The following is a 24482-nucleotide window of genomic DNA, read 5'->3' on the forward strand; positions in this document are numbered from 1 at the left end:
TGCAGAAGGAGACGCTATGAACCCGCTTGGTGCACAGAGATCCCTACGCCGTCTGCTGTACGGAGGGCTCGCAAGCATGGCCCTGGTCTGCAGCTCCGCCGCCCTTGCGGCATCCTCAGGCGCCGGGCGGGCCTATGGCCTGCAGGTCACGGCCGATGTGCTCGGGGCCGGGCTGGGAATCCCATTTGCGGATACCGGGTCAAAGACTGCACCACCGGATTTCAACACGCCCATGTCGGTTGCCAGTGTCGGGGTGACGGCCGGGGTCAATCTTCTGAGCGTGGGGACGGGCGTCATCAACGCCTCCACCCAAAGCAATCTGGCGCAAAACAGTGTGGTGTCGGACACCTCCGTGGACGGCTTGAACCTGTCGCTGGCGATGCTGTCCCTGGGTGCCAATACCATCAGCTCGCAAGCGCGCATGGCCTGTGTCAACGGTGTGCCTGTGGGCTCGGGTGATGCCCAGATTCTGGGCGGAACGGGTGCGCTCAGCGGCGTCAGTGCTGCGGTCAACGGCCTGGTCAACCTGACCGTTGGTGTGCCGGGCTTGGGCACCGAAGTCGGCGTCAAGCTCTACACCAATGAACAAAGCCAAAGCGGCACTACCATGAGCGTGACGGCGCTGCGCATCGAGTTGGTGGCCAAGGCACTGACCCTTCCCTTGCTCAGTGCGTCCGTCGTCGTGGGCAACTCCACCGCGTCGATGCCCGACTGCAAGCCCACCGTCACGCTCAATCCGCTGCCAGCGATCACTGCCAGTAACCAGTCGTCCCTGCCCATCAGCGGCAGCTGCAGCGCCGGCAGCGGCAATGTGGCCATCAGCTCCAACCCTGCAGGGGTGAGCCAGTCGCTGCCTTGTTCCGCAGGCGGCAGCTATGCCGGTGCAGTCAACGCACAAGGCTTGCCCGATGGCACGGTGACCATCACCGCCACGCAGACGGCCTCCGGGCAAAGCAGCTCGGCGAGCCAGTCGACCAGCAAGGACACGGGCTCGGTGCCGCAGCTGCCGGTGGTGGCTGTCGTTGCGGCGCCCCAGATCACGGCAGCGAACCAGGCCTCCTACACGGTGTCGGGCACCTGCTCGGCCAACGGTGAAGCGGTGGCTGTCATGGTGGGCTCCGTGTCCGCATCGGCGCTGTGCGGCGGTGGTGTCTGGTCGGCCTCGGGCATCAACGTGAGCGGCCTGCCCGATGGCGCGGTGACCGTGACGGCTTCGCAAACCGTGGCTGGCCAGACCGGATCGGGCAGCCTGGTGACCGGCAAGGATGCGACCGCCCCTGCGGTGGCGATTACTTCGGCGCCGGTGATCAATGCGGCCAACCACTCGTCATACGGCGTGGCGGGCAGCTGCTCTGAAAACGGGGCGGCGGTCACGGTGCGCGTGGGGACGGTGGCCGCTGTGCCGCAGCCGGTCTGCAGCAGCGGAATCTGGTCCACCTCGGGCATGGATGTCAGCGGCCTGCCGGCCGGCGCAGTCACGGTGACGGCGATGCAGACCGATGCCGCGGGCAACACCGGCAATGCCAGCCGCACCACCAGCAAGGACAGCAGCGCAGCCGCCGTCACGGTGGTGGTGGCGCCGCGTATCAATAGCAGCAACCAGGCCAGCTATGGCGGCGTCTCTGGCGCCTGCAGCGCCGCTGGTGGCGCGGTGACGGTGGCCATTGGCAGCATCAGCAACACGGCGGCCTGCACCGGCGGCAACTGGACCTTGAGCGCTGTCGATGTGCGCAGCCTGCCCGAGGGAACGGTGGTGGTGAAGGCCTCGCAGACGGTGGCCGGCACGGTCATCTCCGGCACGCTCAACACCGTCAAGGACACGACGGCGCCTGCAGTCTCGATCAGCACCGCGCCGACCATCGATACCTCGAACCAGAATGCCTACAGCCCAGCGGGCACCTGCACCAGCGGCGACGGCGCGGTCACGGTGAGCGTGGGATCCATCAAGGTGACAGTGGCCTGCGTCAACGGCAGCTGGACGGCGCCTGGCATGCAGGTGGGTGCCTTGCCCAAGGGGCCGGTCACGGTGACGGCGTCGCAGACCGATGAGGCTGGCAATACCGGCAGCAGCAGCCGCGAGGTGACCAAGACCTCGGACCCCAATGGCGAGCTGCCTGCCGGTCTGATTGCGGCCCAGAGCGGCACCTGGATCATCAAGGACGAACTCAATGGGGAGCCGGGTCGCGGCATGGGCATCGACATCCAGGACGGCGTGCTGTTCATGCAGGTCTACAACTACCGTGCCACGGGTGCGCCCACCTTCCACACGGCGCTGGGCAGCTTGCACGACAACACGGTGACCGCGCCGCTCTACTACTACGAAGGCGGGCGCTTCTTTGGCAGCGAGCAGCGCGACGGCCATGAGGCGGGCAGCCCTGGCAATGTGGTGATCACTTTCACCAGCCGCAGCACCGGCACGATCCAGTTCCCAGGTGAGCCCACCAAGGTGATGCAGCGCTTTGACTACGAGGGCACACCAGCTGGCGTCTTCTCCGACCCGGCCTTTGTCGACCGCTGGGCCATGGTCGAGCTCAACAGCAGCAACCAGCCGGTGCGCAGCTGGTGGGCCGATATCGGCACGGGCGAGCAGGTGCCCATGAGCGGCGAATGGGCGGCAGCAGCCATGGCCTGGCCCTATCCCGCCAACGCGGCGACGACCATGCATGGTTTTGGCGGCACCTTGTCCGGCCGTGTGGTGGCGCAGTGCAGCTACAGCGGCGCTGGCCTGGTGTTCAACTGCGCGGGCAACCGCACAGGCGGCGCAGGCAGTGGTGCCGTGGTGTCGCTGACGCTGCAGCGTGGCGTGGACCAGATCAGCGGCTCGCTGCAAGAGGGCGGTGGTGATGCCCGGCGCCTGGTCGGTTTCCGCGTCGCTCGCGCGGCCTATACCGCCCAGAACAACCAGAATGTGCGCACCAGCTACTACGCACCGGGCTATGCTCCTGAATCGGGCACCTGGGTGGTCAGCAGCGAGCTGCGCGGCCTGCCTGGCCGAGGTCTGTCGATCGAGCTGCAAAAGCCTGTGACCAGCGAGGACCATATGCTGTTCATGTCGGTCTATGACTATGAGAGCGATGGCCAGGGCAGCTTCCACAGCCTGCTGGGCGCGCATGATGCTTCCACCACGCCAGCGCCCAATACGCCCGATCTGCCCACGGTGCAGTACCAAGGGGGGCGCTACTTTGGTGGCCCGGCTGCGATTGCCAGCTTCAAGGCCGATGCAGGTCTGACCCGGTCGATCCACTTCACGGCGCCATCGGTGGGAACGCTGGCCTTCCCCGGCGAGCAGCCGGTGCAGATCGAGCGCTTCTACTATGGCGTCAACAAGGCCTCGGCCCAGTCGCTGCGTGGATCCTGGGTGCTGCTGTCGCAAACGGATGCGATGCCCAGCCGCAACTTCCGCTTCCAGACGCGCGACGCCAACTCGGTGATCGATGCGGACTCGGGCTATGTCTGTGTTGCCCAAGTGCTGCGCCAGTTCAACTTCCACTGCACCGGCCCCTCGGGCTCCCCGGCCTTCCGCTTTGTGGCCGGCTTCTATGGCGCCAGCACCGGCATTGTGGGCGATGCCGAGGATGCGCCAGCCATCACCGTGGTGCGGGTGACCGATCCAAACGGCGAGATGGTGCAGGCGGGCGACTGAGGAGGGGAACCGCTGGTCTGGCCGGACCTCAACCGGCTGGACCTCACCCGGCCGGACCTGACCCGGCCGGACCTGACCCGGCCGGACCTGACCCGGTGGTAACTCAGCGGCGGCCGCTGACCCCGCAGGGCCAGGCCCGGGCCGGACCTGTTAAAATGCCCCGGCGCCATGCACTACAGAGCAACGGTTTCGCAGAAAAAGCCTGCAAACCGTTGTTTTTTATTGCCTGCGCCACAGACGCGGGCCGGGCATCGCTCATGCATGCTGGCAGCGACGAAGACCGTTTCGCATCCCGGGCTTGTGCCCGCTGGGGTGCGGGGCGTGAGCCAGCAGGCCTCCTGCTGGCTTTTTCTTCGTCTGTGGTCGACAAACCGGGCACAATGTCCGATATTGTGGATATTGCGCCGCTCGGGTGGGTGGCGCATGGAGAGTCGCCAACCTGGCCCCGCATTGGTGGCTGTGCTGGCGCCTTGTGCAGAGCGATGCGGCGTGCCGTGTCATCAGGCGTGGGGTTGGCGAGCGCAAGCGGGCGGCCCCCATTTAGGAAGGTACAGAACATGCCCAGTTACAACCCACCCTTTGAGATCCATGTCCACGGACAAGTGCTGCTGCGTGCCGATGTCGGCTTTGACCAGCTGCAAGAGGCCTTGAAACCGCTGTGGGCCTATGCGGGCGCCAAGTCGCTGGTCGATGGATCCGAAAGTGCCTACGACGAAGAGCCGGGTATCTTGTTCGAGCCCAAGGACCATGTGCTGCAGATGTGCTGGACGGTGCGCGGCGATGATGATTTTCGCCAGTCGCTGGACGACATGTGCATGAACCTCAACGAGCTGGCCGACCAGGGCGCCGCGATCGAGGTCACCTTCTACGACGCCGAGTTCGACGACGAAGAGCAGGACCGCAGCGCCGAGTCGCGCGACGACTTCATGATGCTGTTTGTGGGCCCGACGCCGGCGGCCATCATGCAGGTGCAGCGCGACATGCTGGTGCAGGATGTGGTGAGCACGATGGAGCGCCACTTCGATGCCGGCGAGCTCGTTGGTGTGGTTGGCGAGATCGACAAGCTGTTCAGCCAGCGTTTTGATGCGCTGGTCGATTCGCTCGAGATCGGCAAGCCGCCACGCGGCACCGGTGGCCCAGGAGGCCCCGGCGGCCATGGGGGTGGCGGACGCCGCCCGCGCCACCTCCACTGAAAATAGCGCTGCGTCCACTGGGCGCGGCATATCTTTGGAATCCCAAGGCAGCCGCTGTGCTGCCTTTGCTGTTTGCTTGAACCATGTCCAGCCCTGTCTTGCTTCCCTATCTGCAGTCCTACCCCGCCAGCTTGCAGCAGCAGGCGGGCAATCTGCTGCAATCGGGCAAGCTGAGCCAGTGGCTGCTGCAGCGCCACCCGCAGCCGCACCAGATGCGCTCGGACAAGGCCTTGCATGCCTATGTGATGGGCCTTAAGGGCGAGCACATGCGCAACAGCGCGGGCCTGGCCAAGGTGGTGTATGACAGCAAGCTGCAGCTGGTCTACCAGGCGCTGGGCATCCATGTGCGCAGCGGCAAAAACCATGGCGGCAAGACCCAGTCGCGCCACGAGATCCGCATTGGCAGCCTCTTCAAGCATGCGCCCGAGGCCTTTTTGCGCATGATTGCCGTGCATGAGCTCGCGCATCTGCGCGAGTCCGACCACAACAAGGCCTTCTACCAGCTGTGCGAGTACATGGAGCCGTCCTACCACCAGCTGGAGCTGGAGGTGCGCCTCTACCTGACCTGGCTCGACCAGGGCGGCCACCGGCTGTGGCAGCTGGGGGCGGATGCGGCGGACAGCGCCGGCTGATCAGTCCGCAGCCTGGCAAAGCTGCGGCGGCAATCCCAGCCACTGCGCAGCGGCGTATTGCAGCGCCGCCAGCTCGCCGGTCGTCGTCAGGCGGCAGGCCTCGTCAGCGCTGGGCGCCTGCGCGGGCTTGCGCAGCATGCCGGTGGCATGCAGCAGGCTGTAGGTGCGGCGGGCCACGGGTGTGGCCGTGTCGATCAGCGCCACCTCGTCGCCCACCAGCGCGCGCAAGGTATCGGCGGCAAAAATGTAGTGCGTGCAGCCCAGCACCAGGGTGTCGATCTGGCCGGGCTGCGCGCCAAAGTCGCCCATCGCGGCCAGGTAGGTCTGGCACAGGCTCTGGATATGCGCGGCATCGGCGGCTGCATCGCGCCCGGGCCGGGTGCTGTCTTCAATCGCGCGCGCCAGTCCGTTGCAGGCCTGCACCACAAAGCGGGTTTGCGTGGCATGCGCTGCCTGCAAGGTGGCAAAGCGGCTGCTGTTGACGGTGCCCTGGGTGGCGATCACGCCCACCACATGGGTCTGGCTGTGCTGGGCGGCGGGCTTGAGCGCGGGCTCCACACCGATGATGGGCAGGCCCGGGTGCTGCTCGCGCAGGCCTTCAATCGCCGCTGCGGTGGCCGTGTTGCAGGCAATCACCAGCGCCTTGATGTCGTGGCGCTCGCGCATCTGCTGGGTGATGTGGGCGCAGCGCTGCTGCACAAAGGCATCGCCACGCTCGCCGTAGGGGGCGTTGCCGCTGTCGGCCACATAGACGAACTGCTCATCGGGCAGCACATCGCGCAGCGCGCGCAGCACACTCAGGCCGCCGATACCGCTGTCAAAAACACCAATGGGGGAGAGAGGGTGGGGCATGGAAGCGTGCAGGGTCAAAGCTGAGAAAAAGGCGCGGGCGCCGTGATTGTAGGCAGGCTGCAGCTTTTATGCATCGACCGCAGCGAGCAGCATCAGGCAGGTGCAGACAATGCTGATAAGCCAGACCCCGAGCACGACGCCCAGCACATGGGGCCAGCGCGACAAGCCAGGCCAGCAGCGCCGCAGCAGGCAGTGCAGCGGCGTGATCAGCAAGGCCTGCAAAAAGCTCGCCGAGATAAGAATGGGCCAGAGGCTGTCGCCATGGATGGCCTGGAGCAGCGCGCCATCGCCCGCCCAGACAAAGAGCTGCTCGGCCGGCGCATAGCTGGCAAAGCCGGGCAGGCCCAGCAGTACAAAGGACAGCACGAGGCCGCCCAGGCTCCAGAGCAGAGGGGTGCGCTGGGCCTGGGTCCATCGCCAAAGTCGCTGCAGAACTTGCATGGCGCCATTGTGCCCTTGAACGGCGGGCGCAGCCCGCGCGGCGCCGTCGCCCCAGCGTCGCCTGGCCGCAGCGATGCCCCAGGTTTTTGGCACAGATTTCCCCTTATGCTCAGCACAGCCTTGGGCGGCAGTGTATAAATTTGCCCTGTCAATCTGGGCTTTGCCCGGCATTGTTGCCAGCAGCGACCGCTGCTGCCCAACCAACAACTAGGAAAACGCAGCCATGGGCGCGCAATGGAAAGCAAAGGGCAAGGCGCTGGTCGCTGATGCCAAGGGAAAACTCTTTGGCAAACTGGTCAAGGAAATCACGGTGGCGGCGCGTTTGGGCGGGGGAGACCCGGCCAGCAATTCGCGCCTGCGCATGGCTGTGGAAGCGGCCCGCAAGGCATCGATGCCCAAGGACACCTTGGAGCGCGCGATCAAGAAGGGCTCGGGCGCTGGCGCCGATGCCGTCAACTACTCGACCGTGCTGTTCGAAGGCTATGCGCCGCACCGCGTGCCGGTGATGGTCGAGTGCCTGACCGACAACCCCAACCGCACGGCACCCAATATGCGCGTGTGCTTCCGCAAGGGCCAGCTGACGGCCGTGGCCTGGGATTTTGACCATGTGGGCATGGTCGAAGGCGAGCCAGAAAACGGCGCCGATGTGGAGCTGGCCGCGATCGAAGCGGGCGCGCAGGATTTCGAGCCGGCGGAAGAAGAGGGCGTGACCCTGTTCATCACCGAGCCGACGGACCTGGACACCGTCAGCAAGGCCTTGCCAGAGCAGGGCATCAAGGTGCTGTCGGCCAAGCTGGGCTACAAGGCCAAGACCCCCATCAGCATGGCCAGCCTGCCTGCCGAAGCGCAGGAAGAGGTGCAAGCCTTCCTGGCCGGTCTGGAAAACGACGACGATGTGCAGAACATCTATGTGGGCCTGGTGGACTGATCCCAGTCCCTGCCCACCCGCTTGAGAACGGCCGCGCAGGCCGTTTTTTCATGGGCGCTTGTGTGGCCGTCGTAGGCAGTTTGCGCTTCTTTATCATCTGCCCATTGACAGGGCGGGCCAGATATGCAGAAATTCGCATGCGCTGGTCGTCGGCGCAGTTTAGATAAGAGCCCATACCATGAAAAAACTCATCGTCCTTGCCAGCATCGCGCTGGCATCCCAGTTTGCGCTGGCAGCCGACAAGACCCCCACGGCCCAGCAGCAGCTGATGGGTACCTGCAACACCGAGGCCAAGACCAAGGAGCTCAAGGGCGATCAGCGCAAGGCTTTCATGTCCAGCTGCCTGTCCGACGGCCGCAAGCGCCAGCAAGAACGCATGAAGACCTGCAACGTCGATGCGACCGGCAAGAAGGGCGACGAGCGCAAGGCCTTCATGAGCGAGTGCCTGAAGAAGTAAAGACTTCTCTCGATCCGGCGCTAAGGCGCTGGGTCTGCCGAACCGACAAGAAAAAACGCCAAGCATGTACACATGCTTGGCGTTTTGCGTGGTGGGCCCGAAGGCCGCACAGATCGCTACAGAAACCGTTTAGAAGCGGTGGCGGATGCCGACGCCAAAACTGGTGCCATTGCCGAAGTCCTTGACCTTGTCGTACATCACGATGGCGTAGCCGTCGGTGCGCTTGGAGAAGTCGTAGTTGTAGCCGACGGAGACGGTGTCACGCTTGGCATTGCTGTCTTGCAGCTTGCTGTGGGCCCAGCCGGCAAGGATGCGGCTGGTGGCGCCCAGCGGCACGGTCGCGCCCAGGCTGGCAGTCTTGATCTTGAAGTCGGTGTCCTTGCCGGTCGTCTGGCCGTAGGTCGCATAGGCCTTCACAAAACCGGCGTCATAGCTGCTGCCCAGCATCCAGTTGCGGTGGTTCTCGGCCAGCACGGCGGGGACGGGGTTGCTCATGTCCACGTCTTCATAGAAGCCGGTGATGGCAAAAGGACCGTTGGCGTAGGTGGCGTTCAGGCCGATGTTGTTCTTGCCGCCTTGGCCGGCCTGCTCACCAAACTGGTAGTGCAGGTTGCCGCTGAAGCCGCCGACCTTGGGCGTGCTGTAGATCACCTGGTTGCTCCAGCCGGTGTCGGAGGGGTTGCTGCTCTGCCAGCCGCTCTTGTTGAACAGCGACACGTTTTGGTGCAGCACCAGCGGCGAGAAGGTGAAGGAATCACCAAAGGGGTTCATCGAGATCGATGGCACGAAGTTGGGCGCCACGGTGCGGCCCAGGGTCACGGCACCAAAATCGCCGGACAGCGAGACCAGCGCATCGCGCGACCAGAAGACGTCGCCGGTGAAGCGGCCGGGCGTGCCAGTATCGGCACGCATGAAGCTGGTCAGCAGGAAGCTGGCCTTGAGGCCGCCGCCCAGGTCTTCGGTGCCCTTGAAGCCGAACCAGGAGGTGGTCATGCCACCGCTGCCCAGCGTGGAGGTGCGGCCATCATCGCCTGGAGCCTTCATCGAGCCGATATACATATCGACCAGACCGGTGGCGGTCACCGACGATTGGGCCTGCGCTGCGGAGGCGCAGACGGCCATCACGGCCAGGGCGAGCAGTTTTTTGTTGTTCATGGCATTCCTTTGTTACAAGCGTGTGAATTTGTGATAGCGGTGAATTGTGAAGTCAGTGCCGACCGCTCTGAGCAATATGTGTGCCAAAAGCTAAAAAAACCGCTGGTAAAGACCCGAGGTGTGGCGTGGACGCCGCATATTGGGGGTATATGGTTTTTGCAAGGAGTTAAGGCAGGTTCTTGGCCGCTGATGCCTGATGAGGCCGCTGGTTTGGGGCTGAAGCGGCCGCTGCTGGGGCTGCCGATCGCTGGTAAGGATTGATGTAGCTCAATGTGCGCAGGCGGCAATCGGGGCAAAGTGCGGCCCATGCCTGACTTACTCTGCCTGGATGAATTTGCCCCGAACAGCGCCGGCGCCGGTGCCTTGCTGCGCCAGCGCCACCAGCCCTTGCTGGATGTGCTGTACCTGGAGCGGGGCTCGGTCGCCTTTGGGGTGCAGGAAGAGGGGCGCATGCGCCACCTGCTCGGGGTGATGGAGGGGCCCTGCTGGCTCGATGCCGCGCCGGCACTGGCCGACCAGCCCTGTGCGGTGGACATGGTGGCGCGCACCTCCGTGCAATGGCGCGCGGTGCCGGTGGCGCAGCTGCGCGGCTACCTGCTGCAATGGCCCGCGGAGGCCCAGGGCCTGGTGGCCAGCATGGCCCAGGGCTACTGCCAGCAGGCGGCGCTCGCGGTCAGCCGTGTGGCGCAGGACGCTGTGGCGCGCTGCGCCGAGTGGCTGCTGCAGCATGCCGAGCCCGGCGACCAGGGCCTGCGGGTGCAACTGGCGCAATCCAAGCGCCAGATTGCCGCCCACCTGGGCATTGCGCCCGAGACGCTCTCGCGCGTGCTGCGCCAATTGCGCGACCAGGGCCTGCTCGACGGCCTGGGCAAGAACCTCTGGCTGCCGCAGCCCGAATCGCTGCGCCAGCTGGCCAAGTCCTAGACAGCCCGATTGGCGCCCCCGCACTGGATCGGCCGGGCCAAACGGTGACCCGGGTTTTCTCGGTCCGGTTTTGTCCTGATACCGGCGCCGGTACATAAGCGCCAAGATGTGGCACCTGAAAGGAGGTGCCCTGTGCCAAAGACGATGACTTGCCCTTGCCGGATCGGCTGGTGCCTCCGGGCCCTGCGGGCCAGGTAGCCCGGCATGGATGACAGGCCGGTGCATTGGCAGCCCGATCCCGCCCCTCCGGTAGACGACCTGCGTGATACGGCCGGGCCCTGGCTGTGGCGGCTGTGGGTGGTGGTGCCCTTGATGGTGCTGATGGGCACGGCGCTGGTGCAGTGGCTGGCAATCCATGCCAGCCAGCAGACGGTGATCACCCAGCTGTCGGCCCAGCAGGCCGACGAGACCGAGATGCTCGCCAGGCTGATGGGCAGCAAGCTCGAGCAAAGCCAGAAGGTGCTCGGCGCCCTGGCCGAGGCGGCGGCGCCCTGGGTGCAGGGCCCCGCGTCCCAGCAGCCCCCGCTCCTGGAGCAGGGCCTGGCGGCCACGCGCTATTTCGACAGCCTGGTGTATGCGCGCGGCGCCGAGGTTTTCCGGCGCCATGTGCGCGATGCCAGCGAGGGCGATGAGGCCGTGGAGCCAGCGGAGCGGGATCTGCTGCGCCGGGTGATGGTCGACGGCAAACCGCTGGTGTCCGAGCCCTTCAAAAGTGCGTCCGGCGGGCCCAGCATTGCGCTGGGCATTCCGCTGCGCGACAAGCAGGGCACGGTGCAGGGCGCGATGGCCGGGGTGTTGCGCCTGCAGTCGCAAAGCCTGCTGCCGGTATCGCTGGCCGCCACCCCGCCCGACAGTGGGCAGCTGGTGCTGATGACGGCCGCAGGCGTGCTGATCTCCCACCCCGACCCGGCCCGCATTCTGGGCCCGACCGACGATGACCCCTTGCTGGCCCCGGTGCTGCAGCGCTGGCAGGAGCGCGCAGCCCGTGGCGGCGCGCAGACTGCGCAGTCCTGGTGGCTGGCGCCCAATCTTGTCAGCGTCGCGCAGATGCCGGCAGCCCGCTGGTTGGTGGTGCGTGTGATGCCCCATGACCAGAGCCTGCAAAGCTGGGGACGCCAGTGGCGCAGCTGGTGGTGGCTGCTGCTGATGCCGCTGGCCCTGGCGGCACTGACCTGGCTGTGGCTGTGGGGGCACAGCCGGCGCTTCAAGCAGTTGGTGGCGCAGACACCGCTGCCCGTTGCGCCCGCCCCGGTGCTGGCGCTGGCCTCGGGCCCGGTGCAGGCGGCCGACCCAGCCAGCGGCCCGCCGCCCGATGAGATTGACCGCATGGGCATGCACTTGCAGGAGCTGGGGCAGCAACGCGAATCGCTGGCCGAGCAGTTGCGTGAGCAGCAGCAACTGGCCGAGAGTGTGCTCGCGCATGCGCGCTTTTCCTTTTTGCTGCTGCAGCGCGATCAGATTCAACAGGTCTCCCAGGCGCTGGCCCATTTGCTGGGCTACAGCCGCCAGGACTTGCAAGGCCAGCCGGTGCACATGCTGGCCATGGCCGACCAGGATTTTGACCAGGCCTGGGCGCAACTGGCCCCGGACCTGGAGCGCCTGGGCAGCGCCGAGACCAGCGTGGTGCTGCGCCACCAGTCGGGTGCGCCGGTCATGGTCAGCCTGCACCTGGTGAACATTGCGCAGGCGGGGCCCGATCTGCGCTGGTGCTTTGTGCGCGCCGGCCAGGCCCGCGTGGCCGCGCAGTCGCCCAGCCGCATGGACAAGCTCACCCTGCTGCCCAACTACGAGGCCTTGCTGCTGCACCTGACCGCCTTGCTGCAGGCCCGGCGCGAGGGGCTGGACCAGTCCTCGCCCAGTGCGCCGGTGCTGTTCTATGTGAATGTCGACAATATGTCGGCCATCAATGCGCTGGCCGGCCATGCGCAGGGCGATCTGGTGCTGCAGCATGTGGCGCGCCAGCTGCAGCTGCTGCAGCCCTTCCAGGGCTATGCGGCGCGGGTGGCGGGCGACAAGTTTGCGCTGGTGCTGCGCCAGTGCAGCCCGGAAAAGGCCCATGAGCTGGCCGCCCAGCTCTGCGACACCTTGCAGAACTGGCAGCCCCAGTTGCGCAGCAAGCATTTTGTGGTCACCGTCAGCATCGGTCTGCTGCAGATGGATGCCTCGTTTTCCGATGCGCTGCAGGCAGTGCGCGCCGCCGACATGGCCAGCTACAGCGCCAAGCGCCAGGGAGGCAACCGCGCCTGCTGGCGTGAGGCCAAGGTGGCCTGAAGGGAGGGGGCGCAGGGCGGGGAGACTTTGAACAGGTTCTGAAGGCAAGGGGCTGAGGGACATCCGCCACAGCTTGGGGTAACAACCGGGATAGGCTGCAGCCCCCGGCTGATAAGCTTGAATGTCCACATTTCGAGAACGTATTTACGATCTCCTCACGCCGCGACAGTGTCTTTGCGGGATGGGATGCGAGGCGCAACACCGCAGCAATAGCCCGGCTATTGCGAGGATTTGCAACGACGCAGACCGCCCCTGCCCGGGCGGCCGCAAAGCCACTGTCCCTACGGGTTGGAGTGAAATCGGGCGATTTCTGCGCGCTGGCCCTTGCTTGCACCCCGGTGCAAGCGGCGGACCAGCCCTTCGAACTCATCCCGATTGCACTCCAACGCGGCTGTGTAGAGATCGTAAACACGTTCTAAACACCCGCATGCGCGACCAAGCCCTGTTTGACAAGATTGACCTGCACCTGATCCGGGTGCTGCACACGGTGCTGACCGAGCGCAGCGTCTCGCGGGCCGCCTTGCGCCTAGGTATGTACCAGCCGGCGGTGTCGGCCGCGCTCAAGCGCCTGCGCGACCTGGTGGGCGACCCTTTGCTGGTGCGCTCGGGCGCGGCGATGATGCCCACCGACAAGGGCCAGCGCATGGTCGAGCCCGCAGCGGCCATCCTGCGCGCTGCCGAAGGCCTGTTCAGCGATGCCCGCGATTTTGACCCGCAGACGGCGACCCGCACCTTCCGCATAGCAGCGAGTGATTACTTCGATCCGCTGTTTTTGCCCGCGCTGGTCGCGCGCATCAAGTCCGAGGCGCCGCTGTGCGTGGTGGAGATCTACCCGCTGTCGTCCGAGACCCATTACCACGCCCAGCTCGCCCAGGGCGATATCGATGTGGTGGTGGGCAACTGGCTGCAGCCCACCGGTGACCTGCACATGACCAGCCTGATGAGCGACGACGTGGTGAGCCTGGTCAGCCGCCGCCACCCGGCGGTGCGGCGGGGCTGGGATGTCGAGGCCTGGCTGCAGGCCGAGCATATTGCGCCCACTGCCACGCACCCGGGCGCGCGCGGCATCATCGATGCCCGGCTCGATGCGTTGGGGGTGGAGCGGCGCATCATGGCGCGCTGCGCCCACTTCAGTGCGATTCCGGCCATGGTGGCATCGAGCTTGCTTGTGCTGACCACGGGGCGCCAGTTCTGTGAGCGCTTTGTCGACACGCATGCGCTGGCTATCCTGGACTGCCCGCTGGCGCTGCCGCCGCTCGATTACTACCTGCTGTGGCACGCCCGAACCCATGCCTCTGATGCGGCCATCTGGCTGCGCAGCTGCCTGAAAAAAACCGCGCTCTCGCTGCGAAGCCCGGCGGGCTATTCGCCGTGAGTGAGCGCATCTTCGCGTTTTATCCCGCGCTCGGGTAACAATTTGAGGGACAATTGCCGCCCATGAAAGAACAGACCCCGACACCGACAACCGATGGCGCGGCCGTGCCCCGGTTACAGCTGATCGGCATCACCAAGCGCTACCCAGCGGTTGTAGCCAATAACAAAGTATCGTTAAAAGTGCGCGCCGGGGAAATCCACGCCGTGCTGGGCGAGAACGGCGCGGGCAAGTCCACGCTGATGAAGATCATCTACGGCTCGGTCAAACCCGATGAGGGCCAGATCCTGGTCGATGGCCAGCCAGTGCAGATCCGCAACCCCCAGGAGGCACGCCAGCTGGGCATCAGCATGGTGTTCCAGCATTTCAGCCTGTTTGACACGCTGACGGTGGCTGAGAACGTCTGGCTGGGCCAGAACAAAAGCATGTCGCTGGCAGAAGTGACCGCTCGCATCACCGAGGTGGCCAGCGAGTATGGCCTGGATATTGATCCCCAGCGGCCGGTGCACAGCCTGTCGGTGGGCGAGATGCAGCGGGTGGAGATCATCCGCGGCTTGCTCACCCGCCCCCGCGTGCTGATCCTCGATGAGCCGACCTCGGTGCTCACGCCCCAGGCGGTGGAAAAGCTGTTTGTCGTGCTGCGCAAGCTGGCCGCCGAGGGCTGCAGCATTCTCTATATCAGCCATAAGCTCCATGAAATCCGCGCGCTGTGCACCGCCTGCACGGTGCTGCGTGGTGGCGAGGTGACCGGTGAGTGCGACCCGCGTGAGCAAAGCAATGCCTCGCTGTCGCGCATGATGATTGGCGCAGAGCCGCCGATGCTCAAGCTACGCCCTAGCCAGGCAGGGGCCACGGTGCTCAGCGTGCAGCAGCTGCGCCTGGCCAAGCAGGACCCGTTTGGTGTGGACCTGGATGGCATTTCGCTGCAGGTGCGGGCCGGCGAGGTGGTGGGGATTGCCGGTGTTTCGGGCAATGGCCAAAAGGAGCTGCTGTATGCGCTCTCGGGCGAAGACATGCGCGCCGAGCCGCAGGCCGTGCTGATGGATGCCACGCCGATGGGGCGCATGGGCCCGGGCCAGCGCCGCGCGTTGGGCCTGCATTTTGTGCCCGAAGAACGCCTGGGCCGGGGCGCCGTGCCCAGCATGAGCCTGGCGCACAACCTGGTGCTGACGCGCAACGAGATGCTGGGCGCCGGTGGCTGGCTGCGCATGGGCCAGCTCGACCAGATGGCGCGCGGCATCATCGCGCGCTTTGGTGTCAAGGCTGGTGGCCCGCAGGCCAGTGCGCAGTCGCTCTCGGGCGGCAACCTGCAAAAGTTCATCGTGGGCCGGGAGATCGATGCCAAGCCCCGCCTGCTGATCGTCTCGCAGCCCACCTGGGGGGTGGATGTGGGCGCGGCAGCGCAGATCCGGGGCGAGATCCTGGCGCTGCGCGATGCGGGCTGCGCAGTGCTGGTGCTCAGTGAGGAGTTGGAAGAATTGTTTGAAATCAGTGACCGCCTGCATGTGATTGCCAAGGGCCGCCTGTCGCCCTCGGTGGCGCGGGCCGATGCATCGGTGCAGTTGATCGGCGAATGGATGAGTGGCCTTTGGGAAGGCCGCAATGCCGCCCCGGCTGCCGCTGCTGCCGCTCTCGCCGAGGAGGGCCGCCATGCTTAAGCTGGAGCAACGCCCCCAGGCCTCGCGCTTTTGGACTTTTGGCTCGCCGGTGCTGGCCTTGCTGATCACGGTGCTGATCGGTGTGGGCCTGTTTGTGCTGCTGGGCAAGGACCCGGTCAAGGGCCTGCAGGCCTTTTTCTGGGAGCCGATCAAGTCCGGCTACGCGCTGGGCGAGCTGACGATGAAGGCCACGCCGCTGCTGCTGATTGCGCTGGGCCTGGCGGTCTGCTTTCGCTCCAATGTCTGGAACATTGGTGCCGAGGGCCAGTTTGTCATCGGCGCCGTGGCCGCGGGCGGCATGGCCTTGCTGGCCGACAAGAACACCGGCCCCTGGATTGTTCCCGTCATCTTGCTGGCCGGCATGCTCGGCGGCATGGTCTGGGCCGGCATCGTCGCCTGGCTGCGCGACCGCTTCAATGCCAACGAGATTCTGGTCAGCCTGATGCTGGTCTATGTCGCCACCCTGGTGCTGGGCTACCTGGTCTATGGGCCCTGGAAGGATCCGATGGGCTACAACTTCCCGCAGACCAAGAGCTTCGAGAAGATCACGCAAATCCCCAAACTGGTGCAAGGCATGCGCATGAACATCGGCGTGCTGATTGCGCTGGCCGGTGCTGCGCTGCTCTGGGTCTACCTGTTCCGCACCCGCGCCGGGCTGGCGCAGCAGGTGGGGGGGCTGGCGCCCTCAGCGGCCCGCTATGCCGGCTTTTCGTCGCGCAAGGCCTTGTGGACGGCGCTGATGATCTCGGGCGCCACTGCCGGCCTGGCTGGCGCGCTGGAAGTGGCCGGCCCCCTGGGCCAGCTCACCCCCTATGTGCCCGCCGGCTATGGCTTTGCCGCCATCATCGTCGCCTTTGTCGGTCGCCTGCATCCCGTGGGCATGGTTTTCTCCGCGATTCTTATGAGCATGTTCTACATCGGCGGCGAGCTGGCGCAGTCGCGCCTGGGCCTGCCCAAGGCCCTGACCGGCGTCTTCCAGGGGCTGCTGCTGTTCACCTTGCTGGCCTGTGACACCTTGGTGGTCTACCGCCTGCGTTGGGTGGCATCGCGCGCCGCAGTGAAGGGAGGCCTGTGATGGAATCCTATGCACTGCTTTTGGGCGCTACGCTGAGCGCTGGCACCGTGTTGGCGCTGGCAGCGCTGGGCCTGCTGATCAACGAGAAGGCCGGCATCGTCAACCTGGGTGCCGAGGGCATGATGCTGTGCGCGGCCATCGCCGGTTTTGCCACCGTGGTCCACACCGGCAGCACCTGGCTGGGCTTTGGCGCGGGCATGCTCGCTGGCGCCGTGCTGGCCGCCATCTTTGGCGTGCTGGTGATCTGGCTCAACACCAACCAGTACGCCACGGGCCTGGCACTGTCGCTGTTTGGCGCCGGTTTCTCGGCTTTTGTTGGCCTGTCCTATGTGCAGGCCAAGCTGCCCAGCCTGCCCAAGTATGCGATCCCGGGCCTGGCCGATATCCCGCTCTTGGGCCCAGCGCTCTTTACCTTGCACCCGCTGGTGTATGGCGCCATGGCGCTGGTCTTGCTGATGATGTGGTTCCTCTACCGCACGCGCGCAGGCCTTGTGCTGCGCGCCGTGGGTGAATCGCCCACATCCGCCCATGCGCTGGGCTACCCGGTGCGCCGCATCCGCCTGATGGCGGTGGTGTTTGGCGGTGCGATGTGCGGCCTGGCCGGTGCCTATATCTCGACCGTCTACACGCCGCTGTGGGTCGAAGGCATGGTCTCGGGCCGGGGCTGGATTGCGCTGGCGCTGACCACCTTTGCCACCTGGCGCCCCGCGCGGGTGCTGCTGGGCGCCTACCTGTTTGGCGGTGTGACCATGCTGCAGTTCCATCTGCAGGCCAGCGGCGTGCAGCTGGCCAGCCAGCTGCTGTCCATGCTGCCTTACCTGGCCACCATCGTGGTGCTGGTGCTGATCTCGCGCAATCCAACCTGGATTCGCGCCAATATGCCGGCTTCGTTGGGCAAGCCTTTCTATCCCGGGTCATAAGCGCGTGTCAGCACGCGCCCATAACGATAACAGCGGCCCGCTTTTCGTCCGTTCTTTATAAAAACCAAGGATTCATCCATGCAAACCATGCGCAAGCGCTCCGTGATCAAGTTGATCGGCCTGTCGGCCCTGTCGTTGGCGACCCTGGCCGCCTGCGGCAAGAAGGAAGAGCCCGCCGCCCCGGCAGCTCCTGCGCCGGCTGCCGCCGCCCCTGCTGCCGACAAGCTCAAGGTCAGCTTCATGTATGTGAGCCCGATTGGCGACGGCGGCTGGACCTTCCAGCATGAGCTGGCCCGCAAGGCGATTGCACAGAAGTTTGGCGACAAGATCGAGACCTCGATGGTCGAGAGCGTGCCCGAGTCGGCCGATGCCGAACGCGTGCTGCGCGACATGGCAGGCCAGGGCAACAAGCTCATTTTTGCGACCAGCTTTGGCTACCAGGAGTTTGTGCAAAAGGCCGCTGCCGACCTCAAGGAGGTGAAGTTCGAGCACGCCACCGGCTACAAGCAGGCCGACAATGTCGCGGTCTACGACACCAAAACCTTTGAAGGCGCTTACCTCGCCGGTATCGTGGCCGGCTCGATGACCAAGACCAAGACCGTCGGTGTGGTCGCCTCGGTGCCGATTCCGGAAGTGGTGCGCAACATCAACAGCTTTGTGCTGGGCGCGCAGAGCGTGGACCCCAGCATCCAGGCCAAGGTGGTCTGGGTGAACGAATGGTTTGCACCGCCCAAGGAGTCGGAAGCGGCCACCAGCCTGATCAACGGCGGCGTGGACGTGATGTACCAGAACACCAACTCGCCCGCCGTCCTCAAGACCGCCGAAGAGCGCGGCGTCTACGCCTTTGGCAAGGACGGCGACATGAGCGCTTTCGCACCCAAGGCCCACCTGGGCTCGGCCGTGATCGACTGGACGCCTTACTACAGCAAGGTGGTCGAAGACACCTTGGCCGGCCAATGGCAGTCGGGCAACTTCTGGTGGGGGGTGAAGGAAGGCGCGATGGACCTGGTCAAGATCGCCGACCAGGTGCCCCAGGACGCCAAGGACAAGGTTGAAAAGGCCAAGCAAGGCATGAAGGACGGCAGCTTCGCGGTCTGGACCGGCCCGATCGTGGACAACAAGGGCCAGGAAGTGCTGGCCAGCGGCACGGTGGGCGATGATGCTTTCCTGCGCGGCATCAACTTCTATGTCAAGGGCATCGAAGGCGCCGTGCCCGGCGCCAAGTAAGCCTGGCTGCAGCGCCCGGTAGCCATAGGTGGCGCTAGAGTTAGCGCCAAGCAGGGGCTGGCGGGCCTGCTGGCAAACAAACAACAGTGCAGCGCGGCGGGGCCGGCTGCACTTGGAACCTGGCCCGATTTATGCATATATTGGCCGGGCGATGTTCTACCCGCTGCAGGCCGGCATAGTGGCTTGTAGAGCTCGGCATTCCAACAACATTCGAGGACACACAGATGACTGATTTCCATAAGCGTTCGCTGATCAAGGTGGCCGCGCTCTCCGCGCTGGCCGCTGCCGCCGTGGTGGGTTGCAGCAAGAAGGAAGAGGCGCCAGCGCCCGCACCGGCTGCAGCACCGGCTGCCGCCCCTGCAGCCGATCCGCTGAAGATCGCCTTTGCCTACGTGGGCCCGGTGGGCGACGGCGGCTGGACCTTTGCGCACGACCAGGCGCGCAAGGCGCTGGAGAAGGAATTTGGCGACAAGATCCAGACCAGCTTTGTTGAAAGCGTGCCCGAAGGCGCGGACGCCGAGCGCGTGCTGCGCGACATGGCCACCCAGGGCAACAAGCTGGTGTTTGGCACCACCTTTGGCTATATGGACGTGATCCAGAAGCTGGCGCCCGAGTTTGCCGATGTGAAATGGGAACACGCCACCGGCTACAAGGTGGCCGGCAATGTCAGCACCTATGACAGCCGCACCTACGAAGGCGCGTATCTGGCCGGTATCATCGCCGGCTCGATGACCAAATCCAACACGCTGGGTGTAGTGGGCTCGGTGCCGATCCCCGAAGTGATCCGCAACATCAACAGCTTCACGCTGGGCGCACAAAGCGTCAACCCCAAGATCAGCACCAAGGTGGTCTGGGTCAACGAATGGTTCAGCCCTCCGAAGGAAACCGAAGCGGCTACGAGCCTGATCAATGGCGGCGCGGACATTCTGTTCCAGAACACCGACTCGCCGGCCGTGCTCAAGACCGCCGAAGAAAAGGGCAAGCGCGCCTTTGGCTGGGATTCGGACATGACCGCCTACGGCCCCAAGGCCCACCTGGGCTCGGCCATCATCAACTGGGCGCCGTACTACATCGACACCACCCGCAGCGCACTGGAAGGCAAGTGGACCAGCCGCCAGACCTGGTGGGGCGTGAAGGAAGGCACCATTGATCTGGTGTCCATGGCTGACGATGTGCCGGCCGAAACCAAGGCCAAGGTTGAAGAGGTCAAGAAGGGCCTCAAGGACGGCACGTTCAGCATCTGGAAGGGCCCCATCCTGGGCCAGGACGGCAAGGAAATCCTGGCAGCCGACAAGGTGGCCGACGACGACTTCCTCAAGGGCATCAGCTTCTACATCAAGGGCGTGGAAGGCCAGGTTCCTGGCAAGTGATGCGCGGGCCTTGCGCCCCGCCTAAACGCGAGTAGCACAGGTGTTCTTTACGCCAGTGCTAACATCGCAACCCAAGGCTGCCCCAGGGCAGCCTTGTCATTTATACCAAGAGATTTCCCCCGATGATCGAAGCCCAACAATGGCACCCGGTTGCCTTGTCTGATGTGGTGGTGGATGCCCCGCTGCCGGTGCGTCTGCTGGACCAGGAACTGGTGCTGTGGCGCGATGCGCAAGGCCAGGTGCAGGCCTTTCTCGACCGCTGCCCGCACCGCGGTGCCCGCCTGTCGCTGGGCCGTGTGCAGGATGGCCAGCTGGAGTGCCCCTACCATGGCTGGCAGTTTGCCAGCGGCGGCCAGTGCGTGAAGGTGCCGGCCGTGCCCGCCTTTGTGCCGCCTGCCAAGCACTGTGTCGCGTCCTACGGCGTGCAGGATGCCCATGGCCTGGTGTGGGTGCAGCTGGCGCCCGATGCCGAGGGCCAGCCCGCCACGCCGCTGCCGGTGTTCGAGGCCGAGGCCGATGAGCGCCTGCGCAAGCTCAACTGCGGCCCCTACGATGTCGACGCCAGCGCGCCCCGCATTATCGAGAACTTTCTCGATATGTCGCACTTCGGCTTTGTGCACGAAGGCTGGCTGGGCAGCCGCGATGCGACCGAGATGTCGCACTACGAGGTCGAGGCCACGGAGCGGGGCGTCAAGGCCACCGGCTGCAAGGCGATCCAGCCCCAGTCGAACCTGCACTCGACCAAGCCCGCCGAAGTGGACTACACCTACGAGGTGACCGCCCCCTATACCGCCTTGCTGACCAAGGTGCCCGAGAGCGGATCGAGCAAGCAGGGCTGGCGCGAGGCGATTGGCCTGTTTGTCTGCCCGGTCACGCCCGAGCGCAGCCGCGTCTGGTTCCGCCTGGCCGTTGCCGATTTCGACAGCTCGGACGAGCAGCTGCAGCAGTTTCAGCATACGATCTTTACCCAGGATCAGCCCGTGCTGGAGTCGCAGATGCCCAAGCCGCTGCCGCTCGATGCCAAGGCAGAGCTGAACTCAGCGGCCGACCGCATGTCGGTGGCCTACCGCCGCTACCTCAAGGCCAGTGGCGTCACTTTTGGAGTGTGTTGAGATGTACACCGTCCCCCAGATCGAAGCGGCCCGCCTGCCGGGCCTGCTGCGCGCCATGCCCAAGGCCGAGCTGCATATGCACATCGAAGGCTCGCTGGAGCCCGAGCTGATTTTTGCGCTGGCCCAGCGCAACGGCGTGGCCTTGCCCTATGCCGATGTCGAAAGCCTGCGCGCCGCATACGCCTTCACCAACCTGCAGAGCTTTCTCGATATCTACTACGCGGGCGCCAGTGTCTTGCTGACCGAGCAGGACTTCTACGACATGGCCATGGCCTACCTGGAGCGCGCCGTGGCCGACAATGTCGTGCACACCGAGATCTTCTTTGACCCGCAGACGCACACCGCCCGTGGCGTGGCGATGGCCGATGTGGTCCATGGCCTGCACAAGGCCTGTGTGGATGCAGAAAAGCGCTGGGGCATCAGCGCGCAGCTGATCCTGAATTTTCTGCGCCACCTGAGCGAGGAAGAAGCGCTGCAGACCCTGGACGAGGCGCTGCCTTACCGCGCCTACTTCAGCGGCGTGGGCCTGGACAGCAGCGAGGTCGGCAACCCGCCGGAGAAGTTTGCCCGCGTGTTCACCCGCTGCAAGGACCTGGGCCTGCGCCGCGTGGCCCATGCCGGTGAGGAGGGGCCACCGGCCTATATCTGGGGCGCGCTGGATCTGCTGCATGCCGAGCGCGTGGACCATGGCGTGCAAGCGGTGCACGATGCTGCGCTGATGCAGCGGCTCAAGGACGAGCGCATTCCGCTCACGGTCTGCCCGCTGTCCAACCAGAAGCTGCAGGTCTTCCCCGACCTGGCCGACCACAATATGCCGCAGCTGCTGGCGGCCGGCCTGGTGGCTACCGTCAACTCGGACGACCCGGCCTATTTTGGCGGCTATATCAACGAGAACTTTGTGCAGCTGTTTGCCGCCACCGGTATGGGCTCGGACGAGGCCTACCAGCTGGCCGCCAACAGCTTTGAGGCCAGCTTTGTGCCGCCGACGCGCAAGCAGGCCTGGCTGGGGCAACTGCAGATGGCCTTTGCTGAAGCTGCCCGTTAAACCGAAACGCTAAAGCAACAAGGGCGCCGCGAGGCGCCCTTGGTGTTGGCCGGTATGCGGCGACGTTAAGCGGCGGCTGCTGCGGGCACCGACTCCGACAGCATCGCATTGCGCAGCTGCAGCGCATAGCCTTCGAGCACCGCGCCGCCGGGCTCCTTGCGCGGCCAGCTGAAGCTCACGCCATCGTCGGCATGGCGCGGCACCACATGCAGGTGGAAGTGCGCGACGGTCTGGCCGCCTTCGACGCCATTGGCCTGCAGCAGGGTGAGGCCTGCGGGCTCGAAAGCGATCTTGGCGGCCAGCGCCACCTTGCGCGCCGTCTGCATCACGGCCGCCGATTCTTCGTCGGTGATCTCGAAAATATTGGCCGCATGGCGCTTGGTCGCGACCAGCACATGGCCGGGGTTGACCTGGCCCAGATCCATAAAGGCAATCGTCAAGGCGTCTTCATACACCTTGGCTGAGGGAATTTCTCCTTGCACGATTCGGCAGAAAATGCAGACACCGGCAGGGGACGGATCAACAAAATGCGGCATGGGCCAAGCCTCCTCCTTGGGCTTTGGCAGCGGCTGCTGCCAGTGCAGCGCCGCTACCAGTGGATTTAACCAACAGGTAAAACAAACACTATAGACCGCAGATATGACCTGCGCATGCATCTCAGCCTGGGGTTTTCCCTGGTTAACCATCGCGCTGCTGTCAGCCTACAGCCCGTGTTGCCACGCGGTCGGCAGCCAGCCCTGCCAACAGCGCAGCTGCAGCGCATAGAAACTATTGCTGCGCTTGTATAACGGCAGTCCTTGGCAGACGCTAAGCTTGGCGCCATGCATATCTACCGATCCGCCCTGTTGCGCTTTGCCGATGACGGCCAGGCGCTGTATGAAGAAGATGGCCTGCTGGCCGTGGCGCCGGGCGCCGATGGCCGTGAGCGCGTGCTGGCCGCCGGCAGCTGGCAGGCGCTGTCGGCCCCATGGCTGGCCCAGGCGGGGGCCGATGCCGTGGTCGAGCAACTGCCAGGCCGCATCATTGCGCCGGGTTTTGTCGACATGCACATCCACTACCCGCAGACCGATGTGATCGGCTCGCCCGCCAGCGGCCTCTTGCCCTGGCTCAATGACTACACCTTTCCCCATGAGTCGCGCTTTGTCGATGCTGCCTACGCGGCGGAAGTCGCGCAATTCTTTGTCGATGAGCTGCTGCGCAATGGCGTGACCACGGCGCTGACCTTTGCGACCTCGCACCCGGCATCGGCCGATGCGCTGTTTGCCCAGGCGCAAAAGCGCCAGATGCGGCTGATCACCGGCAAGGTGCTGCAGGACCGCCATTCGCCCGACGGCGTGCGCGATGAGACCGAGCAAAGCCTGGTCGACACCGAGGCGCTGATCCGCCGCTGGCATGGCGTGGACCGCCTGGGCTATGCGATAACGCCGCGCTTTGCGCCCACCAGCAGCGAGGCGCAACTGCGCGGTGCCGGTGAGCTGGCAGCGCGCTACGGCGATGTCTGGATCCAGTCGCATGTGGCCGAAAACCTCGACGAGATTGCCTGGGTGCGCGAGCTGTTCCCGGACAGCCGCAGCTACCTGCAGGTCTATGCCGACCGGGGCCTGATGCGCGAGCGCGCCGTCTATGCCCATTGCATCCACCTCGATGCACGTGACCGCGCGCTGATGCACGAAACCCGCACCGCTGCAGCGGTGAGCCCGACCAGCAATCTGTTTCTGGCCAGCGGCTTTTTTGACTATGCCCAGGCCGATGCCGCGCAGATGCTGTACGGCCTGGCCAGCGATGTGGGCGGCGGCACGAGCTTCAGCCCGTTTCGCACCATGCTGGCGGCCTATTTTGTCGGCCGCGAGGGGCGCGACAAGCAGGGCCTGTCGCTGGCGCCCAGCCATCTGTGGTGGCAGCACACGGCCGGTGCGGCGCAGGCGCTGGGCCTCGCGGGCGTGGTCGGCAACCTGCAGCCGGGCTGCGAGGCCGACTTTGTCGTGCTCAACCCGCAGGCCACACCACTCATTGCCCGCAAGACGGCGCAGGCCCGCAACCTGGAGGAGCTGCTGTTCAGCCTCATCGTGCTGGGCGATGACCGCCTGATCGAGCGCAGCCGGATCGCGCAGAAGCTGGCCTGATCCTGGTGCAGCGCTAGTGCAGGGGCAGGCCCCGGGGCGGCAGCAGATGCCGCCCGCCGGGGCCATGCCTTTCGCTACAATGCC

20 protein-coding genes are annotated in these 24482 nt (G+C 65.3%); 16 read left to right on the top strand and 4 right to left on the bottom strand.

Translation table 11 applies throughout. The features are described 5' to 3' along the window. Positions 1 to 76 precede the first annotated feature (76 nt). The 3 genes from WH367_RS22055 (at position 77) to WH367_RS22065 (ending at position 5468) form a co-directional block, all read left to right on the top strand. Entirely contained in the window at positions 77 to 3643 is a 3567-nt protein-coding gene (locus WH367_RS22055) for a choice-of-anchor P family protein (RefSeq protein ID WP_339537679.1), read from the top strand. A 557-nt stretch (positions 3644 to 4200) separates the two neighbouring features. Beyond that, the gene (locus WH367_RS22060) at positions 4201 to 4836 is read left to right on the top strand and encodes a DUF6806 family protein (RefSeq protein ID WP_312987545.1); all 636 of its coding nucleotides are present in this window, start codon (positions 4201 to 4203) and stop codon (positions 4834 to 4836) included. Positions 4837 to 4919: 83 nt separating this feature from the next. Next, positions 4920 to 5468, top strand: a complete 549-nt coding sequence (locus WH367_RS22065) for a YgjP-like metallopeptidase domain-containing protein (protein ID WP_339537680.1) — start codon at positions 4920 to 4922, stop codon at positions 5466 to 5468. Here the strand turns inward: WH367_RS22065 and murI are convergent, their stop codons facing one another. Together murI and WH367_RS22075 are read right to left on the bottom strand one after the other, a co-directional pair. After that, the gene (gene murI / locus WH367_RS22070) at positions 5469 to 6320 is read right to left on the bottom strand and encodes a glutamate racemase (RefSeq protein WP_339537681.1); all 852 of its coding nucleotides are present in this window, start codon (positions 6318 to 6320) and stop codon (positions 5469 to 5471) included. Between the two features lie 66 nt (positions 6321 to 6386). Continuing rightward, positions 6387 to 6761 carry a hypothetical protein gene (locus WH367_RS22075; RefSeq protein ID WP_339537682.1) on the bottom strand — a complete coding sequence of 125 codons (375 nt, stop codon included), beginning with the start codon at positions 6759 to 6761 and terminating at the stop codon, positions 6387 to 6389. A 223-nt stretch (positions 6762 to 6984) separates the two neighbouring features. On the opposite strand from WH367_RS22075, the gene WH367_RS22080 reads away from it, so the two are divergent. Together WH367_RS22080 and WH367_RS22085 are read left to right on the top strand one after the other, a co-directional pair. Next, on the top strand, positions 6985 to 7689 hold the full coding sequence (locus WH367_RS22080) for a YebC/PmpR family DNA-binding transcriptional regulator (RefSeq protein WP_021027751.1): 705 nt from the start codon (positions 6985 to 6987) through the stop codon (positions 7687 to 7689). A gap of 178 nt (positions 7690 to 7867) precedes the next feature. Beyond that, positions 7868 to 8146: a PsiF family protein gene (locus tag WH367_RS22085; protein WP_021027750.1), complete on the top strand. Its 279-nt coding sequence runs from the start codon at positions 7868 to 7870 to the stop codon at positions 8144 to 8146. A gap of 129 nt (positions 8147 to 8275) precedes the next feature. Here the strand turns inward: WH367_RS22085 and WH367_RS22090 are convergent, their stop codons facing one another. Beyond that, positions 8276 to 9301: a porin gene (locus WH367_RS22090; protein ID WP_021027749.1), complete on the bottom strand. Its 1026-nt coding sequence runs from the start codon at positions 9299 to 9301 to the stop codon at positions 8276 to 8278. 306 nt (positions 9302 to 9607) lie between these two features. Between WH367_RS22090 and WH367_RS22095 the strand changes: the two genes are divergently transcribed. The 10 genes from WH367_RS22095 to WH367_RS22140 all read left to right on the top strand — a co-directional run bounded on the left by WH367_RS22095 (position 9608) and on the right by WH367_RS22140 (position 22275). Then, a complete protein-coding gene (locus tag WH367_RS22095) occupies positions 9608 to 10225 on the top strand; it encodes a Crp/Fnr family transcriptional regulator (protein ID WP_339537683.1) in 618 nt (205 codons plus the stop codon). A 204-nt stretch (positions 10226 to 10429) separates the two neighbouring features. Then, positions 10430 to 12496: a sensor domain-containing diguanylate cyclase gene (locus tag WH367_RS22100; RefSeq protein WP_339537684.1), complete on the top strand. Its 2067-nt coding sequence runs from the start codon at positions 10430 to 10432 to the stop codon at positions 12494 to 12496. 427 nt (positions 12497 to 12923) lie between these two features. Then, on the top strand, positions 12924 to 13871 hold the full coding sequence (locus tag WH367_RS22105) for a LysR family transcriptional regulator (RefSeq protein ID WP_339537685.1): 948 nt from the start codon (positions 12924 to 12926) through the stop codon (positions 13869 to 13871). A 62-nt stretch (positions 13872 to 13933) separates the two neighbouring features. After that, positions 13934 to 15526, top strand: a complete 1593-nt coding sequence (locus tag WH367_RS22110) for an ABC transporter ATP-binding protein (RefSeq protein ID WP_339537686.1) — start codon at positions 13934 to 13936, stop codon at positions 15524 to 15526. Beyond that, the gene (locus WH367_RS22115; RefSeq protein ID WP_021027744.1) at positions 15519 to 16601 is read left to right on the top strand and encodes an ABC transporter permease; all 1083 of its coding nucleotides are present in this window, start codon (positions 15519 to 15521) and stop codon (positions 16599 to 16601) included. The genes WH367_RS22110 and WH367_RS22115 overlap by 8 nt, the downstream gene beginning before the upstream one ends. Then, positions 16601 to 17521, top strand: coding sequence for an ABC transporter permease (locus WH367_RS22120; RefSeq protein ID WP_312988682.1), 921 nt, complete (start codon positions 16601 to 16603; stop codon positions 17519 to 17521). Before WH367_RS22115 ends, WH367_RS22120 begins: the two co-directional genes overlap by 1 nt. Before the next feature lie 78 nt (positions 17522 to 17599). Then, entirely contained in the window at positions 17600 to 18748 is a 1149-nt protein-coding gene (locus WH367_RS22125; RefSeq protein WP_339537687.1) for a BMP family ABC transporter substrate-binding protein, read from the top strand. 224 nt (positions 18749 to 18972) lie between these two features. Further along, a complete protein-coding gene (locus WH367_RS22130; RefSeq protein WP_339537688.1) occupies positions 18973 to 20118 on the top strand; it encodes a BMP family ABC transporter substrate-binding protein in 1146 nt (381 codons plus the stop codon). A 122-nt stretch (positions 20119 to 20240) separates the two neighbouring features. Further along, the gene (locus WH367_RS22135) at positions 20241 to 21230 is read left to right on the top strand and encodes an aromatic ring-hydroxylating dioxygenase subunit alpha (protein WP_339537689.1); all 990 of its coding nucleotides are present in this window, start codon (positions 20241 to 20243) and stop codon (positions 21228 to 21230) included. Position 21231: 1 nt separating this feature from the next. Further along, positions 21232 to 22275: an adenosine deaminase gene (locus WH367_RS22140; RefSeq protein WP_339537690.1), complete on the top strand. Its 1044-nt coding sequence runs from the start codon at positions 21232 to 21234 to the stop codon at positions 22273 to 22275. A gap of 65 nt (positions 22276 to 22340) precedes the next feature. Here WH367_RS22140 and WH367_RS22145 read toward each other — a convergent pair whose 3' ends face one another. Further along, positions 22341 to 22811: an HIT family protein gene (locus WH367_RS22145; RefSeq protein ID WP_339537691.1), complete on the bottom strand. Its 471-nt coding sequence runs from the start codon at positions 22809 to 22811 to the stop codon at positions 22341 to 22343. Between the two features lie 285 nt (positions 22812 to 23096). On the opposite strand from WH367_RS22145, the gene guaD reads away from it, so the two are divergent. Further along, entirely contained in the window at positions 23097 to 24398 is a 1302-nt protein-coding gene (gene guaD / locus WH367_RS22150) for a guanine deaminase (protein WP_339537692.1), read from the top strand. The last annotated feature ends 84 nt before the right edge of the window (positions 24399 to 24482 follow it).

The sequence above is a fragment of the Comamonas sp. MYb21 genome (assembly GCF_037479395.1).
GTDB lineage: Bacteria > Pseudomonadota > Gammaproteobacteria > Burkholderiales > Burkholderiaceae_C > Comamonas.

Coding starts and splice junctions, on each gene's coding strand:
- WH367_RS22055 (WP_339537679.1), top strand. CDS start 77: ATGGCCCTGGTCTGCAGCTCCGCCGCCCTTGCGGCATCCTCAGGCGCC.
- WH367_RS22060 (WP_312987545.1), top strand. CDS start 4,201: ATGCCCAGTTACAACCCACCCTTTGAGATCCATGTCCACGGACAAGTG.
- WH367_RS22065 (WP_339537680.1), top strand. CDS start 4,920: ATGTCCAGCCCTGTCTTGCTTCCCTATCTGCAGTCCTACCCCGCCAGC.
- murI (WP_339537681.1), bottom strand. CDS start 6,320: ATGCCCCACCCTCTCTCCCCCATTGGTGTTTTTGACAGCGGTATCGGC.
- WH367_RS22075 (WP_339537682.1), bottom strand. CDS start 6,761: ATGCAAGTTCTGCAGCGACTTTGGCGATGGACCCAGGCCCAGCGCACC.
- WH367_RS22080 (WP_021027751.1), top strand. CDS start 6,985: ATGGGCGCGCAATGGAAAGCAAAGGGCAAGGCGCTGGTCGCTGATGCC.
- WH367_RS22085 (WP_021027750.1), top strand. CDS start 7,868: ATGAAAAAACTCATCGTCCTTGCCAGCATCGCGCTGGCATCCCAGTTT.
- WH367_RS22090 (WP_021027749.1), bottom strand. CDS start 9,301: ATGAACAACAAAAAACTGCTCGCCCTGGCCGTGATGGCCGTCTGCGCC.
- WH367_RS22095 (WP_339537683.1), top strand. CDS start 9,608: ATGCCTGACTTACTCTGCCTGGATGAATTTGCCCCGAACAGCGCCGGC.
- WH367_RS22100 (WP_339537684.1), top strand. CDS start 10,430: ATGGATGACAGGCCGGTGCATTGGCAGCCCGATCCCGCCCCTCCGGTA.
- WH367_RS22105 (WP_339537685.1), top strand. CDS start 12,924: ATGCGCGACCAAGCCCTGTTTGACAAGATTGACCTGCACCTGATCCGG.
- WH367_RS22110 (WP_339537686.1), top strand. CDS start 13,934: ATGAAAGAACAGACCCCGACACCGACAACCGATGGCGCGGCCGTGCCC.
- WH367_RS22115 (WP_021027744.1), top strand. CDS start 15,519: ATGCTTAAGCTGGAGCAACGCCCCCAGGCCTCGCGCTTTTGGACTTTT.
- WH367_RS22120 (WP_312988682.1), top strand. CDS start 16,601: ATGGAATCCTATGCACTGCTTTTGGGCGCTACGCTGAGCGCTGGCACC.
- WH367_RS22125 (WP_339537687.1), top strand. CDS start 17,600: ATGCAAACCATGCGCAAGCGCTCCGTGATCAAGTTGATCGGCCTGTCG.
- WH367_RS22130 (WP_339537688.1), top strand. CDS start 18,973: ATGACTGATTTCCATAAGCGTTCGCTGATCAAGGTGGCCGCGCTCTCC.
- WH367_RS22135 (WP_339537689.1), top strand. CDS start 20,241: ATGATCGAAGCCCAACAATGGCACCCGGTTGCCTTGTCTGATGTGGTG.
- WH367_RS22140 (WP_339537690.1), top strand. CDS start 21,232: ATGTACACCGTCCCCCAGATCGAAGCGGCCCGCCTGCCGGGCCTGCTG.
- WH367_RS22145 (WP_339537691.1), bottom strand. CDS start 22,811: ATGCCGCATTTTGTTGATCCGTCCCCTGCCGGTGTCTGCATTTTCTGC.
- guaD (WP_339537692.1), top strand. CDS start 23,097: ATGCATATCTACCGATCCGCCCTGTTGCGCTTTGCCGATGACGGCCAG.